The 16,680-nt window shown below is 21.4% G+C and carries 18 protein-coding genes and 1 tRNA gene; 9 read left to right on the top strand and 10 right to left on the bottom strand.

Annotated features, from left to right (window positions below; all coding sequences use genetic code 11):
* Positions 1-64 precede the first annotated feature (64 nt).
* The 4 genes from clpX to AB4W60_RS02125 are packed head-to-tail and all read right to left on the bottom strand — an operon-like array spanning position 65 to position 3,562.
* Positions 65-1,303: an ATP-dependent Clp protease ATP-binding subunit ClpX gene (gene clpX, locus AB4W60_RS02140; protein ID WP_367676091.1), complete on the bottom strand. Its 1,239-nt coding sequence runs from the start codon at positions 1,301-1,303 to the stop codon at positions 65-67.
* A gap of 36 nt (positions 1,304-1,339) precedes the next feature.
* On the bottom strand, positions 1,340-1,951 hold the full coding sequence (gene clpP, locus AB4W60_RS02135) for an ATP-dependent Clp endopeptidase proteolytic subunit ClpP (protein ID WP_367676090.1): 612 nt from the start codon (positions 1,949-1,951) through the stop codon (positions 1,340-1,342).
* Positions 1,952-1,981: 30 nt separating this feature from the next.
* The gene (locus tag AB4W60_RS02130) at positions 1,982-3,238 is read right to left on the bottom strand and encodes a trigger factor (RefSeq protein ID WP_367676089.1); all 1,257 of its coding nucleotides are present in this window, start codon (positions 3,236-3,238) and stop codon (positions 1,982-1,984) included.
* Between the two features lie 24 nt (positions 3,239-3,262).
* Positions 3,263-3,562 (bottom strand): BolA/IbaG family iron-sulfur metabolism protein, encoded by a 300-nt coding sequence (locus AB4W60_RS02125; RefSeq protein ID WP_367676088.1) that lies wholly within the window; start codon positions 3,560-3,562, stop codon positions 3,263-3,265.
* A 175-nt stretch (positions 3,563-3,737) separates the two neighbouring features.
* Between AB4W60_RS02125 and cyoA the strand changes: the two genes are divergently transcribed.
* The 5 genes from cyoA to cyoE all read left to right on the top strand — a co-directional run bounded on the left by cyoA (position 3,738) and on the right by cyoE (position 8,490).
* Positions 3,738-4,583: a ubiquinol oxidase subunit II gene (gene cyoA / locus AB4W60_RS02120; protein WP_367676087.1), complete on the top strand. Its 846-nt coding sequence runs from the start codon at positions 3,738-3,740 to the stop codon at positions 4,581-4,583.
* A gap of 63 nt (positions 4,584-4,646) precedes the next feature.
* The gene (gene cyoB / locus AB4W60_RS02115) at positions 4,647-6,641 is read left to right on the top strand and encodes a cytochrome o ubiquinol oxidase subunit I (protein ID WP_367676086.1); all 1,995 of its coding nucleotides are present in this window, start codon (positions 4,647-4,649) and stop codon (positions 6,639-6,641) included.
* Between the two features lie 3 nt (positions 6,642-6,644).
* The gene (locus tag AB4W60_RS02110; protein WP_367676085.1) at positions 6,645-7,280 is read left to right on the top strand and encodes a cytochrome o ubiquinol oxidase subunit III; all 636 of its coding nucleotides are present in this window, start codon (positions 6,645-6,647) and stop codon (positions 7,278-7,280) included.
* Complete coding sequence (locus AB4W60_RS02105) at positions 7,277-7,594, top strand: cytochrome o ubiquinol oxidase subunit IV (protein WP_343188536.1); 318 nt, start codon at positions 7,277-7,279, stop codon at positions 7,592-7,594. Before AB4W60_RS02110 ends, AB4W60_RS02105 begins: the two co-directional genes overlap by 4 nt.
* A gap of 41 nt (positions 7,595-7,635) precedes the next feature.
* Entirely contained in the window at positions 7,636-8,490 is an 855-nt protein-coding gene (cyoE, locus tag AB4W60_RS02100) for a heme o synthase (protein ID WP_367676084.1), read from the top strand.
* Between the two features lie 33 nt (positions 8,491-8,523).
* On the opposite strand, the gene AB4W60_RS02095 is transcribed toward cyoE, so the two are convergent.
* Positions 8,524-8,832 carry a TusE/DsrC/DsvC family sulfur relay protein gene (locus AB4W60_RS02095; RefSeq protein WP_343188534.1) on the bottom strand — a complete coding sequence of 103 codons (309 nt, stop codon included), beginning with the start codon at positions 8,830-8,832 and terminating at the stop codon, positions 8,524-8,526.
* A gap of 108 nt (positions 8,833-8,940) precedes the next feature.
* Here AB4W60_RS02095 and AB4W60_RS02090 point away from each other — a divergent pair, with 108 nt between their 5' ends.
* Complete coding sequence (locus AB4W60_RS02090; protein WP_367676083.1) at positions 8,941-10,095, top strand: MFS transporter; 1,155 nt, start codon at positions 8,941-8,943, stop codon at positions 10,093-10,095.
* Positions 10,096-10,141: 46 nt separating this feature from the next.
* Here the strand turns inward: AB4W60_RS02090 and thiI are convergent, their stop codons facing one another.
* The gene (gene thiI / locus AB4W60_RS02085; protein WP_343188887.1) at positions 10,142-10,435 is read right to left on the bottom strand and encodes a thiazole biosynthesis protein; all 294 of its coding nucleotides are present in this window, start codon (positions 10,433-10,435) and stop codon (positions 10,142-10,144) included.
* Between the two features lie 103 nt (positions 10,436-10,538).
* Between thiI and AB4W60_RS02080 the strand changes: the two genes are divergently transcribed.
* Together AB4W60_RS02080 and dxs are read left to right on the top strand one after the other, a co-directional pair.
* The gene (locus AB4W60_RS02080) at positions 10,539-11,426 is read left to right on the top strand and encodes a polyprenyl synthetase family protein (RefSeq protein WP_367676082.1); all 888 of its coding nucleotides are present in this window, start codon (positions 10,539-10,541) and stop codon (positions 11,424-11,426) included.
* A gap of 22 nt (positions 11,427-11,448) precedes the next feature.
* The gene (gene dxs / locus AB4W60_RS02075) at positions 11,449-13,251 is read left to right on the top strand and encodes a 1-deoxy-D-xylulose-5-phosphate synthase (protein ID WP_367676081.1); all 1,803 of its coding nucleotides are present in this window, start codon (positions 11,449-11,451) and stop codon (positions 13,249-13,251) included.
* 56 nt (positions 13,252-13,307) lie between these two features.
* On the opposite strand, the gene nusB is transcribed toward dxs, so the two are convergent.
* The 4 genes from nusB to ribH all read right to left on the bottom strand — a co-directional run bounded on the left by nusB (position 13,308) and on the right by ribH (position 16,452).
* Positions 13,308-13,736: a transcription antitermination factor NusB gene (gene nusB, locus AB4W60_RS02070; protein ID WP_343188530.1), complete on the bottom strand. Its 429-nt coding sequence runs from the start codon at positions 13,734-13,736 to the stop codon at positions 13,308-13,310.
* Positions 13,717-14,874 carry a bifunctional diaminohydroxyphosphoribosylaminopyrimidine deaminase/5-amino-6-(5-phosphoribosylamino)uracil reductase RibD gene (gene ribD, locus AB4W60_RS02065; protein ID WP_367676080.1) on the bottom strand — a complete coding sequence of 386 codons (1,158 nt, stop codon included), beginning with the start codon at positions 14,872-14,874 and terminating at the stop codon, positions 13,717-13,719. The genes nusB and ribD overlap by 20 nt, the downstream gene beginning before the upstream one ends.
* Positions 14,875-14,921: 47 nt before the next feature.
* A complete protein-coding gene (gene thiL / locus AB4W60_RS02060) occupies positions 14,922-15,893 on the bottom strand; it encodes a thiamine-phosphate kinase (protein WP_367676079.1) in 972 nt (323 codons plus the stop codon).
* A gap of 85 nt (positions 15,894-15,978) precedes the next feature.
* A complete protein-coding gene (gene ribH, locus AB4W60_RS02055; RefSeq protein WP_343188527.1) occupies positions 15,979-16,452 on the bottom strand; it encodes a 6,7-dimethyl-8-ribityllumazine synthase in 474 nt (157 codons plus the stop codon).
* Between the two features lie 150 nt (positions 16,453-16,602).
* Between ribH and AB4W60_RS02050 the strand changes: the two genes are divergently transcribed.
* Positions 16,603-16,679 (top strand) — tRNA-Met (locus AB4W60_RS02050).
* Position 16,680: the final 1 nt, after the last annotated feature.

The raw sequence follows: 16,680 nt of genomic DNA, 5'->3' as shown, positions 1-16,680 counted from the left end.
CATTTAATAAAAAAATAGAATATTTATTCAAATTAATAATTTGTTTTAAAAATTTATTAAATTTTTATTTTATAAAAGGTTTTTCATGACCTTTAATTACATCTTTGTTAATTAATATTGTTTTTTTATTTTTTATTGAAGGTAAATCATACATTGTATCTAATAAGATTTCTTCCATAATAGTTCTTAAACCACGAGCACCTATTTTTTTAGAAATTGCTTGTTTAGCTATTTCTTTAATTGATTCTTCGTTGAAATTTAGTTCAATTCCATCAATTTCAAATAATTTTTTATATTGTTTTACTAATGAATTTTTAGGTTTACATAGAATTTCTATTAAAGATTTTTCATTTAAATCATTTAATACTGTTATTATAGGTAATCTTCCTACAAATTCTGGAATTAAACCAAATTTAATTAGATCTTTTGGTGTTATTTTTTTAAATAAATTATTATTTATAATTTTTTTATTCTTTTCTATTGATTTTGCTCTAAAACCTATACTATTTAAACTTTCTGTTCTTTGAGATATAATTTGATCTAATCCTGTAAATGCACCACCACATATAAATAAAATATTAGATGTATCAACTCTTAAAAATTCTTGGTTTGGATGTTTTCTTCCTCCTTTTGGAGGAATTAAAGCAACTGTTCCTTCAATTATTTTTAATAAAGCTTGCTGTACTCCTTCTCCAGATACATCTCTAGTAATTGAAGTATTGTCAGATTTTCTAGATATTTTATCAATTTCATCTATATAAATTATTCCTCTTTCTGCTTTTTCTATATCATAATTACATTTTTGCAATAATCTTTGAATAATATTTTCTACATCTTCACCTACATATCCTGCTTCTGTTAAAGTTGTCGCATCTGATATTGTAAAAGGTATGTTTAATATGTTAGCTAGAGTTTCTGCTAATAATGTTTTACCACTTCCGGGAGATCCAATCAATAAAACATTGCTTTTACCTAATTTAATTTTTTCTTTTTTATCTTTTATATAATTTAACTTTTTATAATGATTATACACAGCAACAGATAATATTTTTTTTGTATTTTCTTGTCCAATGACATAATCATCTAAATTTTTTTTAATTTCATGAGGTTTTAATAAATATTTTTCTTTTATTTTTTCTTTTTTGTTTATTTGTTTATTTATAATTTCATTACACAAATATACACACTCATTACATATAAAAACTGATGGTCCAGCTATTAATTTTTGGATTTCTTTTTGAGATTTTCCGCAAAAAGAACAATATGTTTTTTTTTCTTTTTCTCCTAATCCTTTATTTTTCATTATTACCTCAAACTTTATATTTTAATTTAATTAGAATTATATTCTATTCAATAGTATTGAATCTATTAAACCATATTTTAATGCTTCTTCTGGTGACATGAAGTAATCTCTTTCTGTATCTTTTTTTATTTTTTTTAGTGATTTACCGCTATTATTTGATATAATTTGATTAATTTGTTTCTTAACTTTAATAATCTCATTTGCATGAATTTCTATATCACTTGCTTGACCTTTATAACCACCTATTGGTTGATGGATCATAATTCTAGAATTAGGTAAACAGAATCTTTTATTTTTTGTTCCTGATGACAAAATAAGTGCTCCCATAGAACATGCTTGTCCTATACATATAGTGCTAATATCTGGTTTTATAAATTTCATGGTATCGTAAATAGAAAGACCTGCAGTAATTACACCTCCTGGTGAGTTTATATATAAACTTATATCTTTTTTTGGATTTTCAGATTCTAAGAATAGCAGTTGAGCGATTACTAATTCAGATAATTTGTCTTCAATTATTCCAGTGATAAATATTATACGTTCCTTTAATAAACGAGAATATATATCATAAGAACGCTCTCCTTGATTATTTTTTTCTATAACAATTGGAATTAGAGCTGAATTAAAAGAATTGTTTCTGATTAACATTTTTATACTCCTTTTAATTTTTTAAATTATTTATTGTTTTATTAATTCTTTAAAAGAACATATTTTTTTTCTAAATTTAATTTTTTTTAGCAAATTTTTAATTGCATGATTTTCTATTATTAATTCTTCTATTAATTTTGTATTGGTTGTTTTTTCTTCTATTTTAAATTTATTATTATTTAATATTTTATTTTTTTTGTTTAATATTTTGCTTTTATAATTTTTATTTTCTTTTTTATATAGCTCTTTTATTTCTTTTAGAATTAATTTATAGTATATGTTGTATATAGCAGTTTCATAATATTCTTTATCTGTAACAAACCTAGTCAGTATACTTTGTTTTTCATTTTTTATATTTAAATGTTTTATTTTGCTTATTTCTTTTTTTATTATTGTATCTGGAAAATTTATTGGATTTAATTTTATTATTTTTTGAATAATTCTAAATTTTATCTGTTTTTGTACAATTTTTTTTGTTTCATTTTGTATTATTTGTTTTATTTCTTCATGAAAATTTTTTATTGATGGTTTTTTTATTCCAATTTTTTGAATAAATTTTTTATTAACTTTAGGTAATATCATTTCTTTTATTTTGTTTATTTTAATAAATATCTTTAAATTTTTTTTATTAAATTTATTATTATATTTTTCATTTATAAATTCATTATTAATTTTAAATTCTTCATGTAATTTTTTATTAATTACTATTTTATCTATTTCTTTTATAAGATTATTATTTCCTACTATAAATTCTAAATTTTTAATACTAAATTTTTTTAGTATTTTATTTTTGTAGTAACATTTTAATTCTATTTTGATTTTATCTGATTTTTGTATGGTTTTTTCTTTTGTTTTCCATTTAGCATTTAAATATCTAAGTGAATTTATTGTATATTGAATATCCTCATCTGTAATTTTTAAAACATTTTTTTCTATTTCAATTGAATCTAATATTTTACTTAAATTTATATTTGGATAAGTATTTACATAAATTTTATATGTTAATTCATCAGATGTATTATTATGTAATTCGGATATACTAACCTCTGTATCTATATTAATATTTTTTTTATATAAAATTTTTGCTATTTTATTTTTTAAAATTTCTTTAATTGCTGATTTTTCTATGTAATCTTTATATTTTGATTTTATTATTTTTTCAGGTATTTTTCCTCTTCTGAAACCGTTTACTGAAAATGAATTTTTATTTTTTATAATTTTATTTTTTTCTTTTTTTATTTCGTTTTTTTTTATTTTTATTAAAAAAATTTTTTCTATTTTATTCATAATTTATTCATTTTTTATTAAAAATTATTTTTTTAAACATGTTTTTTTTATTGTTAATATATTTTGTTTTGTTTTCCATTCATTGTATGTATATGTATACATATCTAATGAATTAATATGGTTTTTTATTTCTTGAAAAATTGTTAAATGTACTTCATTATGTCTATCTATAATAGACTTTTCTAAAAAATAATTGCTTATAATTATTATTTTTATGTGTATTTTTTTTGAATTTTTTCTATGTTTTTTATTTTCATTATATAACAAAATTTTGCATGGATTAAATTTTTTTTTCAATTTTGCTTCTATAATCTTTACTATCATTTTATTTTTTTCTCAATTTATATAAAATATTAATCTTAAATCTTATTATATTTTAAATTTTATGCTAAGTTTAATTTATTTGCTAATTTTATTTTTGTTGAAATATTATTTTTATATCAAATTTGTCAATATTTTTATATTATATTAATTAACTTGTTTAACTGTGATTTTTAAAATGAAATTTAATAATAAATTTAAATACTTAATTTTAGCAGTAATTAATTTTATATTTAGTGGTTATAATTTTAAATCATCAAGTTCTAGCGGATATGTTGCTTTAGAAGAAAATAACTTAATTTTAATATCTCTTATAACCATGTTATTAGTTGTAATACCAGTTATATTTATGACATTTTTTTTTGTTTTTAAATATAGAGAGTCAAATATATATGCTAAATATAATCCTAATTGGTCCTTTTCTTCAAAAATAGAAATTATTATTTGGATAATTCCTATTTTAATTGTATTGTTTTTATCTAGTTTATCTTGGTTTTCATCTCATAAACTAGATCCTAGGAAAGAATTATTTTATAATACTAAACCTCCTATAGAAATTGAAGTTGTTTCATTAGATTGGAGATGGTTATTTATATATCCTAAATATAAAATTGCTACAATAAATGAATTAGTTTTTCCTGTAAATAATGAAATAAAGTTTAATATAACATCTAATTCTGTTATGAATTCTTTTTTCATTCCTTCTCTCGGTAGTCAAATATATTCTATGCCTGGAATGAAAACTTGCTTGCATTTAATTGCAAATAAACCTGGAAAGTTTAATGGTTTTTCTGCAAATTATAGTGGTAGAGGTTTTTCAAATATGAATTTTGCTGTTAAAATAACAAATGATAATGATAAATTTTTATCATGGATTAAAAATATTCAACATAAAAATAACTATTTAAATGATTATTTATTTTTTAAAAATATTTCTATGCCTAATGAAGATTACTCCATAAAATATTTTTCTAATGTTGTACCTGGATTATTTAATAAAATAGTTAATAAATTCAACAAATAATTTTCAACATTTATTAAATAAAAACATTTTTTTATGCAATTCTAGTTTTTTAAAGGAGAAAGTATGTTGGGAAAATTATCATTAAATGATATTCCTTACCATGAACCCATTATAGTATTTACATATTTTATTATTATTTCTTTTATGATAATTATTTTTTCTATTATTACGTATTCTCGTAAATGGAAAATTATATGGAATGATTGGGTTACGTCAGTAGATCATAAAAGAATTGGTATAATGTACATTATACTATCTTTTGTGATGTTAATTAGAGGATTTGTTGATGCTATTATGATGCGTACTCAACAGTTCTTATCTTCTTCTGTTTTTAGTCATGGTTTTTTACCTCAACATCATTATGATCAAATATTTACTGCTCATGGGGTAATCATGATTTTTTTTGTTGCTATGCCTTTAATTATTGGATTAATGAATTTTGTATTACCTTTACAAATTGGAGCTAGAGATGTAGCTTTCCCTTTTATAAATAACTTAAGTTTATGGTTAACAATAAGCGGAGCATTATTAATCAATATTTCTTTAGGAGTGGGTGAGTTTGCACAAACAGGTTGGTTAGCTTATCCTCCATTATCTGGTATTGAATATAATCCTGGTGTTGGTGTAGATTACTGGATATGGAGTTTGCAAATCTCTGGAGCAGGAACTATATTAACAGGAATAAATTTTTTGGTAACTATAATAAAAATGAGATCTCCTGGTATGTATTTAATGAGAATGCCAATATTTGTTTGGACATCATTTTGTTCTAACATTTTAATTGTTGCATCATTTCCAGTATTAAGTACAACTCTATTATTACTTACATTAGATAGATATTTTAATTTTCATTTTTTTACAAATGATTTTGGAGGTAATGCTATGATGTATGTAAACTTAATTTGGATATGGGGTCATCCAGAAGTTTATATATTAGTATTACCTGCATTTGGTATTTTTTCTGAAATAGTATCTACATTTTCTAGAAAAGCTATATTTGGTTATAAATCATTAGTATATGCTACTTTTTCAATAACTATTCTATCCTTTGTAGTTTGGCTACATCATTTTTTTACTATGGGTGCCGGAGCTGATGTTAATGCTTTTTTTGGTATTGCTACAATGATAATAGCTATTCCTACAGGTGTTAAAATTTTTAATTGGTTATTTACTATGTATGAAGGACGTATACATATGCATTCTTCTATGCTTTGGACTATTGGTTTTCTAATTACATTTTCTATTGGTGGTATGACTGGTGTCTTGTTATCATTACCAGTTGCAGATTTTTTACTACATAATAGTTTATTTCTTGTGGCTCATTTTCATAATGTAATAATTGGCGGAGTTGTATTTGGATGTTTTGCTGGAATAAATTATTGGTTTCCTAAAGTTTTTGGTTTTATTTTAGATGAAAAATGGGGAAAAAGATCATTTTATCTTTGGATTTTTGGTTTTTTATTTGCTTTTATGCCTTTATACTATTTAGGATTACTTGGTATGACTAGACGTATTAGTCAAAATATTGATCATAAATTTCACGATATGTTAACTATTGCATTTTTTGGTGTATTTCTAATAGGTTTAGGAATAATTTCTCAGATTATTCAGTTTGTAGTTTCTTTTAAAAATCGTAAATTAAATTTAGATATTAGTGGTGATCCTTGGAATGGTAGAACTTTGGAATGGTCTATATCATCACCTCCTCCTTTTTATAATTTTTCTGTTATACCTAAAGTTTTATCAAGAGATAATTTTTGGTTTAATAAATTAAATAAAGATAAATTAAATAAAGATAAATTAAATAAAACATTTTTTTCTGATATAAAAATGCCAAAAAATACTGTTTCTGGTTTTTTTATTGGAATTTTTTCTACTTTATTAGGTTTTTCAGCTGTTTGGCATATATTATGGTTGTTTTTATTTTCTTTATTTATTATTTTAGTTTTTATAGTATTTAAAAGTTTAGATAATAATATAAGTTATATAATTACAGCCTTAGAAATGAAGAAATTAGATAGTAAACTGAATATTAATTCATATAAAAATAGGTCTTAAATTATGTTATTAAAAATTTCTAATTTAAGTTTTTTTATTAAATCTAAATTAAAATATAATTTTGCAAATCATTCAATATCTGAGAATAAATCATTTTTAGGTTTATGGATTTATCTTATGAGTGATTGTATAGTTTTTGCAGTCCTTTTTGCAACTTATGCAGTTATTATTAATACTAGCAAGGATTTATTTTTATTAAAAAGTATTTTTAATATTCCTCTGGTAATATTTGAAACTTTTTTGCTTTTATTTAGTTCTATTATGTATTCTTTTGCAGTTGTATTTCTTAAGTTATACAAATATTATTATATTATAATTAGTTTATTTTTAACTTTATTTGCAGGTTTATTATTTGTCTTAATAGAAGGTTATGAATTTCATAATTTAATTATTCATCATTATGGTCCTCAGTTTAATAGTTTATTTTCTATATATTTTACTATTATAGGAATTCATGGATTACATGTGATAATAGGTATTATATGGATAATTTCTATTATATTTGAATTATTGTATATTAAAAAAATTTCTAAAAATATTATAAATAAAATATTTTGTTTAAGTATATTTTGGCACTTTATTGATATTATATGGATATGTGTATTTAGTATCATTTATCTTATCGGAACTTTGTTATGAATAATAATTTAGATATCAATTATATTTTTAAAATTATTAGATATTATTTAATAGGTTTTATTAGTTCTGTATTTTTAACTTCAGTTCCTTTTTTATTATTTGAGTATCATTTTTATCCAAAAAAAATAGTTATCTCATTAATAATTTTATGTGCTGTTTTACAAATTTTATTACATTTTAAATATTTTATTAGTATTCATATTTTAAAAAAAGATTTTATATATCATATTTCTTTGTTCTTTGTGATATTAATAATTTTTATTATTATTTTTGGATCTATATGGATTATGTATCATTTAAATAGTAATAATTAATTTTTCTATAGAATTATATATTAATTGAGAATCCATAAATAATGTTTAATAAATATTTTACAGTTTTAAAACCAAGAATAGTTTTTGGCAATTTAATATCAGTTATTAGTGTTTTTTTATTTGCTTCTAAGGGAAACTTAAATATACACTTACTTATTTTTACTTTAATGAGTACTTTTTGTATAATTTCATCTAGTTGTATATTTAATAATATAATAGATATTGATATAGACCAAAAAATGAATAGAACTAAAGATAGATTTTTGGTAAATAATCAAAATTACTTATCTACTTTTGTTTTTTTTGCATTAACTTTGTTTTTTTTAGGTTGTATATTACTTTATTTTTTTGTTAATTTATTAAGTTTATTTTTATCTGTATTTGGTTTTTTTATTTATGTTATTATATATAGTTTATATATGAAACAAAATTCCATTTTTGCTATACTAGTTGGTAGTATAGCAGGTGCTATGCCTCCTTTAATAGGTTATTGTTCTTTCAGTAATTCTCTAGATTTTAAATCTTTAATTTTATTTTTAATTTTTGTTTTTTGGCAAATACCTCATTCCTATTCTTTGGCTATTTTATATTCTAATGATTATAATAGTGCTAATATACCTGTTCTTCCTCTAATTAAAGGTAATTTAGTAACAAAAAAATATATCTTATTATCTATTTTAGTTTTCTTTTTTTTAACACTTTTATTATTTCTTTTTAAATTTGCAGGGTATTATTATTTGATAATTATGTTAATTTGTAATTTTATTTGGTTATATATATTTTTTAATAATTGTTTAAATAGTAATATTTTGATTTGGTCTAAAAATATGTTTTTATTTTCTTTAATAATCATAATGATATTTAATTTAATTATTTCCTTAGACTATAATGTATAGGTATATTTATACTATAAAATTCATAAATTTTATTTACAAACATCTGCTTGGTTTTGGAATACCAGAAATCTTACTTCCTTGATGTATTGGGCCTTTTGGAAATAATTTAAATAAATATATACTATTTATTTTTTCTGTTTTTAGTATTTTTCTTGCGAAATTAATAAACATTCTAATATTAGGTGTAAAATTAAATTCTTTATAGAATTTTCTTAATAAAAATATTATTTCCCAATGATTTTTATTCATTGATATTAATTCTTTTTTAGCTATATCAATTGCTTTTTTTTTATTCCATTGTAGATAAATATCTAAATATTTTTTTTTATTTTTATGAATCATATTAGTAAATATTTTATATATAAATATATTTGTATACATTATACAATATTTATATATAATTCAAATTTTAATTGATATTTTTTTATTATGTTTGGAATTTTTACTCATATGAAAAATATTTTTAATTTTAGATTTTTAATAATTTTAATATTATTTATGATTATCTTTTTGCGATCTTTTTGTACTTTTTTTTTATTTCCTATTGTTTCAGTTTATGTTTTATCTTTAAAAGATTCTACAAAATTTTTAATAGGTCTATGTTTAGGAATTTATAGTTTATTTCAATCTATTTTACAAATTCCTTTAGGGTTTATTTCTGATATTGTAGGAAGAAAATCAATCATAATTTTAGGTTTATGTTTATTTTCTATAGGTAGTTTTTTTTGTGCATTTTCTGATTCTATTTTTAGTTTATTAATAGGTAGATCTTTACAAGGTTCTGGTGCTATTTCTTCTATTATTGTTACATTATTGTCAGATTTGGTAAATAAAAAACATAATTTTATGGTTATGTTTTTTGTAGGTGTTACTTTTGGTATATCATTTATATCAGCTATGATTTTAAGCCCAGTTATTTTTTTAAATTTTGGATTTAATTTTATATTTTGGTTAATATTTATTATATCACTAGTGACTATTATTTTAGTAGCTTATTTACTTCCTAATACTAAAAAAAAAGATCTATATACTTTTAATTCTAATTTTATTAAAATAGTTTTTTATGATACAAAAATAATCATAATAAATTTTAGCGTTTTTTTGTTGCATTTTTTGCTGACTTTTAATTTTTTAGTTCTTCCAATTAAATTACAGATTTTAGGATTAAATTTATTATATCATTGGAAATTATATTTTTATTTGCTTATTATTTCTTCTATAATTGTTATTATTTTAATTTATTTTATTGATATAAAAAAATATACTAAAACAATTATAATTAGTTCTATAGTTTCATTTTTTATTTCTGAGCTTATTTTTTTTAATTTTAATAATTTAAAAATTTTTATATTTGGTATTCAGTTATTTTTCTTTTCTTTTAGTATTTTAGAATCTTTATTACCTTCATTAATTAATCAACTTTCTTGCAAAAAATATAAAGGTCTTACAATGGGAATTTTTTCTACTAGTCAATTTATTGGCTCTGCTTTTGGAGGTATTTTAGGAGGTTTGATTATTAATTTATTAGGATTAAAATTTATTTTTATATTAACATTATTAATTTCTTTTATATGGTTTTTTTTTATAATTATATTTTATAAGTAAGATTATAAAAATTTTTTATTTTATATAAAATTAATTAAATTTTTATTTAATTAATTTTATATATTTTTATATTTTTAAAACCTAATTCATATAAATATATTGCTTGTATTTTACTCATTACTCCTCTATTACAGTATAATAACCATGTTTTTTTTTGGTCTAAATTTTTAAAATTTTTATGTAAATTATAAAAAGACATGTATTTTATTTTTTGTTTTTTTATTTTTAATGGAAATTTTTCTCTTTCTTCTTCAGATCGTATATCTAAAATAATTTCATTTTTAAGAATAGATGTTACTGTTAATATTTTGTTTATTTTTTTCATATAATTTATATTTATCCTTTTAATAATTAATATATAAAATTTATTTAATATATTTTTTATATTTAAAATAGTGTTATTATATTGTAAATTATAAATAATAATTTTTATTGTATATTATATGTTTATAGATTACTTAAATTTTTATAATAAAAGAATTAATAATTTTTTGATCAGTGTATTTAATAACATAGATTTCAAAAATTCTAAATTATTTGATGCTATGAAGTATAGTACTTTACTTGGAGGTAAAAGGATTCGTCCTTGTCTCATCTATTTTATTGGAGATATTCTAAATGTAAATCTTAATAATTTAGATGTTATAGCTGCTACTATTGAAGTCATTCATTCTTATTCATTGATACATGATGATTTACCATCTATGGATAATAGTTTGGTTCGTAGAGGCAAGCCTTCATGTCATGCAAAATTTAATGAATTTACTGCTATTCTTTCCGGAGATGCTTTACAAAGTCTTGCTTTTAGTATTCTGTCAAGCAAATCCATGTTTAAAGTTTCAAGTAGTATACGTTTAAAGATGATATATGAATTGTCAAAATCTATAGGTATATCAGGTTTATGTATGGGTCAATATTTAGATTTAAAAAGTAAAGATGTAGTTATTACTAAAGACTATTTAGAAAAAGTTTTTTTTTACAAAACATGTTTACTTATTAATACATCAATTAAATTAGTTTGTTTAAATAAAAATATTTCTAGAAATCATAAAATCAATAAAGATTTATATAAATATTCTACTATAATAAGTTTAGCATATCAAATAAATGATGATATATCTGATTTTAAATATGATAAAATTGTTAATAAAAAGTTTAAAAATAAAAAATACAATTACGTTTCATTGGTAGGTTTAGATAGAGCTAAATTTAGAGTATTAGATTTATATAATAAAGCAATATTTATTTTAAAAAAACTTGCAAAAAAAAATTATCTAAAAATAGAATTATTAAAATCTTTTACTAAATACATGGTTAATTTTGATAAATAATTTCTTATAAAGAGCTATTATAATGAGTTTGAATATTTTAAAGTATCCTACTTTATATTTTGCTAATTCTGTTAATAAACTAAGAATGTTATCAGTAAATAATTTACCTGAATTATGCAATGAGCTTCGTGAATATTTAATTGATATTATGAGTTGTTCTAGTGGACATTTTGCATCTGGGCTAGGGGTAATTGAATTAACAGTGGCATTACATTATGTATATAATACTCCTTTTGATCATTTAATATGGGATATTGGTCACCAAGCATACCCTCATAAAATTTTAACTAATAGAATAAATTTAATTAAAACTATTGGAAAAAAAAATGGTTTACATTCTTTCCCGTCTAGAACAGAAAGTAAATATGATGTATTTGGTGTTGGTCATTCTTCTACATCTATTAGTGCTGGACTAGGTTTATCTATTGCTGCAGCAAAAAAAAATGAAAATAGATTTACATTATGCGTTATTGGAGATGGAGCTATAACTTCAGGGATGTCTTTTGAAGCAATAAATCATTTAGGAGATATAAAATCAGAATTATCAATTATATTGAATGATAATCAAATGTCTATTTCTAAAAATTTAGGTGCTATAAACAAATATTTATTTAAAATACATAATTTTATTAATTTAAGTAACAAAAATTATAATTTTGCCTATAAAAAATTTTCTTATAATTTTTTTAAAGATTTAGGCTTTAAATGTTTTGGTCCTTATGATGGTCATAATATTTTTGTTTTAATAGATGTTTTTACTAAAATAAAAAAATATAAAGGTCCTAAATTTTTGCACATAATAACAAAAAAAGGCAAAGGTCATAGTTCTGCAGAAAAAGATCCCATTAAATGGCATTCTGTCTCAAAAAATTATCTTAATTCTAAAGAATTAGTATATTCCAAAAATGATAAATTTCCTAGTTATTCAAGTATTTTTGGTGATTGGTTATGCGAGATAGCTAAAAATGATAGGAAGTTAATTGCTATAAGTCCTGCTATGATTGAAGGTTCTGGTATGAATAATTTTTCTAAATTATTTCCTGATCAATGTTTTGATGTTGCAATTGCTGAACAACATGCCGTAACTTTTGCTGCTGGTCTCTACTTAGGCGGATATAAACCAGTTTTAGCAATTTATTCAACTTTTTTACAAAGAGCTTATGATCAAGTTATTCATGATGTTGCTATACAGAAAATTCCTATATTATTTGCTGTAGATCGAGGTGGAATTGTTGGATCTGATGGTCAAACTCATCAGGGAGTTTTTGACTTATCATATTTAAGATGTATTCCTGGTATAATAATTATGACTCCAAGTGATGAAAATGAATGTAGACAAATGTTATATACAGGATATTTTTATAAAAGAGGTCCTTCTGTAGTACGATATCCTAAAGGTCATGGAATAGGCGCTAAATTAGAACCTATGTCTTCTATACCTATAGGTAAGAGTTTAATAAAACGTACAGGAAAATATATTGCTATTTTAAATTTTGGCTCTTTATTATCTACAGTTTTATTAGTTGCTCAAAATTTAAATGCTACTGTAATAGACATGAGATTTGTAAAACCACTTGATACTTTGATGATTTTAAAATTATCTAAAAATCATAAATATTTTGTTACTATAGAAGAAGGTATGATTTCAGGAGGCGCTGGAAGCAGTGTAAATGAGTTTTTAATGTATAGTCGTATCAATATTTCAGTCTTAAATATTGGATTACCTGATGAATTCATTCCTCATGGAACACAGGATGAAATTAAAAAAGATTACAAATTAGATAAAAATGGAATTTTAAAACAAATTAGTATATGGTTATCTTAATATAAAATATTATTTACTAATAATATTTTATAATTTTTTATATATGTGTAATGATTTTATAGTTTATCTTCTTTTTTAATCCTTATTTTATAAGCTGCTTTATCTAATACTCCATTTATAAATTTATGACTGGCATTAGCTCCAAATTTTTTAGTTAATTCTATTGCTTCATTAATTAAAACTTTATATGGAATATCTATTCTATATAATAATTCATAAAAAGCAATTCTTAAAACTGCTTTTTCTATTTGATCTATTTCTTTTAATTTTCGAGATAAATAATCTTGCATAATTTTGTCTATTTTATAATATTTTGATGTCACTCCGAATATTAAACAGCGAAAATAAACAATATCAGCATTTTTTATTTTTTTTTCTATTATAAATTCTATTTCTATATTTTTAATATTGTTTTTAGATATTTGCCATGAATAAATTGCTTGTAAAGCAAATTCTCTTGCTTGTCTACGATAACTTTTTTTCATAATATGTTTCTTTATTATATGATTTTGATTTTAATTTTGGCTTTAATATTATTCTTAAATCTTTTCCTATTCTTTTTATTTTTTTAAATCTAAAGTCTATAGTTTCAGATATTTTTAATGTTTTTTTTAATGTAAATATATCTTTAGATTTTTCTCCTAGTATTTTTGGTGATAGATAGATTATTAACTCATCTACTAATTTAATATTAATTAACGATCCAGCTAGTTGAGATCCTGCTTCTACCCATACATTATTAATTTTTTTACTCCCTAATTTATAAATTAAAGATAATAAATCTATTTTATTATTGTTATCTTTGTCTATTATTATTTGTTTCGTGTTTTTTGGCCATTTTTCTTTATCAGGTTTTAACCTTGCTAATAATATTTTTCCTTGTGTTTGAATTACATTATGGAAAGGTTTAATATGATTATTGCTATCTATTATTAATCTAATAGGTTGTTTAATTTTTGCATTAAGAAAATAAGATTGTGTTTTTTGATTCATATCAGAATATCTTACATTTAAAGATGGATTATCTTTTATAATAGTTTTACTTGTGCTTAATATCACTTGATTTTTTGCTCTAAAATATTGTACATCTTTTCTAGATTCTACAGAAGAAATCCATTTACTATTTCCATCTGACATTGATATTTTTCCATCTATCGATGAAGCCATTTTTAATTGAATCCATGGTAATCCTGTTTTCATTCTTTTATTAAATCCTTTATTTATTGATTCTGCTTCTTTTTTCATCAAACCGCAAGAAATTGATATTCCATGTTTTTTCATGTATTTAATTCCTTTTCCTGATACCAGAGGATTAGGATCTATCATAGCTATTACTATTCTTTTAATTCCTGCTAAAACTAATGATTTACAACAAGGAGGAGTATATCCAAAATGTGAACAAGGTTCTAGGTTTATGTAAACTGTTGCTCCATACGCATTTTCTGTTAGTTTTTTTAAAGCATTTATTTCTGCATGAGGTTCTCCTTGTCTAATATGCCAACCTTCTCCTATTATTTTTCCATTTTTAACAATAACACATCCGACATTAGGGTTTGGTGCAGCACTAAACTGCCCTTTTTTTGCTAACATTAGAGCTTTTTTCATGTAAATTATATCGTTCATATTTAATTCTCTTTATTTAATTCTTTATAAAATAGTATAATTATTTGTTATTTTTTTTGAAAGTGATCAAATCCTTTGTATTTTATATAAATTTCTTTTTTTTGATAAAATAATTTAATTTTACATGATTTGTTAATTTTTCCTATACAGGTATAGGGTACTTTTAAATTATAAAGAGCTATATCTAATTTTGTTTTATTTTTTTTAGGTACAGTAAAACATATTTCATAATCTTCTCCTGCGCTTAAAGCCCAATTTAACCACTTTTTTTCTTTAAAATTATTACGTAACATTTTTGATATAGGTAATGATTCTAAATATACATTTGCTCCACATTTACTAGATTTCAAAATATGAGATAGGTCTTTTATTAAACCATCAGATATATCAATTGCAGAACTTGCAATATTTCTTAAAGCTAAACCATGTTCAATTCTAGGTATCGGGTTTAAATGACGTTTAATTAATTCTTTATTTTTTTTATATTTTTTTTTATTATTTTGTTTTAGTAAAAATAATCCTGCTGCGCTATCACCTAATGTGCCTGTTACGTATATTAAATCTCCTTTATTAGCCCCATTTCTCAATAAAGCATTATTTTTAGGAACCATTCCATAAATGCTTATGTTAATACTTAAATTTCCTTTAGTGGTATCTCCTCCTATTAATTTCATATTGTATTTATTTAATAATAAAAAAAGACCTTTAGTAAAATTTTTTAACCAATATGAATTTATTTTAGGTATTGTAATAGCTATAGTTATCCATTTAGGAACTGCTCCCATTGCCGCCATATCACTTAGATTTACAGCTAATACTTTATATCCTAAGTCTTGTGGTTTTATATTTTTTAAAAAATGTACTCCTTCTACTAATGTATCTGTACTAATTGCTAGGTTATACTTTGATGGAATATTGATTAATGCACTGTCATCACCAATGCCTTTAATTAAATTTTTAGTTTTTTTTTGTTTTTTATTAAAAAATTGTTTAATTATTTTAAATTCATTGTATAGCATAATTTATTTTATGAAATTTTTTAATTTAGTTTTCATGCAAACATTTTATGTAAAAATTTTTGTTAAATAAATCTTGGTTTAAATTTTATAATTTATTGATTTTATTAATTATGTTTATTAATTCTAAACATGCTAAAGCTGCATCATGTCCTTTGTTTCCATATTTTGTTCCTGATCTATCTATAGCTTGTATAACATTTTCTGCTGTAATAAGACCTAAAGTAATTGGTATATTATTTTGAATACTAATATTAGATATTTCATTTGTAACTGAGGTTGCTAACAATTCAAAATGCATTGTTTTACCTTTAATAATACTTCCTAGTACTATGATTGCATCATATTTTTTTGATTTTACAATGATATTTGTAATCAAAGGTAATTCTTGAGATCCTGGAACTTTTATGATTGTTATGTTATCTTTTTTTATTTTTCCTATTCTAATTAAAGTATCTATACTATTTCTTAACAAATTTTCATTAATAAAGTTATTTACATGAGTAGTCAAAATTGCTATTTTTGCATTTAACGCAATGAAATCACTTTGAATTATTTTCATATATATTTTATAAGTTATATTATATAATTTGAAATTATATAATATAACTTATAAAATATATACTTGATTTTTTAATTTATATTATATATAATATACACATATTATATAAGTATATTTATGTATAGTATACAATATAAATTAAAATTTGATCGCGGGGTGGAGCAGTTTGGTAGCTCGTCGGGCTCATAACCCGAAGGTCGTTGGTTCAAATCCAACCCCCGCAACCAC

The organism is Buchnera aphidicola (Neophyllaphis podocarpi) (assembly GCF_964059055.1).
Classification (GTDB): Bacteria; Pseudomonadota; Gammaproteobacteria; order Enterobacterales; family Enterobacteriaceae; genus Buchnera_M; species Buchnera_M aphidicola_A.
Note: the sequence above shows the minus strand (reverse complement) of the source record. Positions and strands in the feature narration are given on the sequence as shown.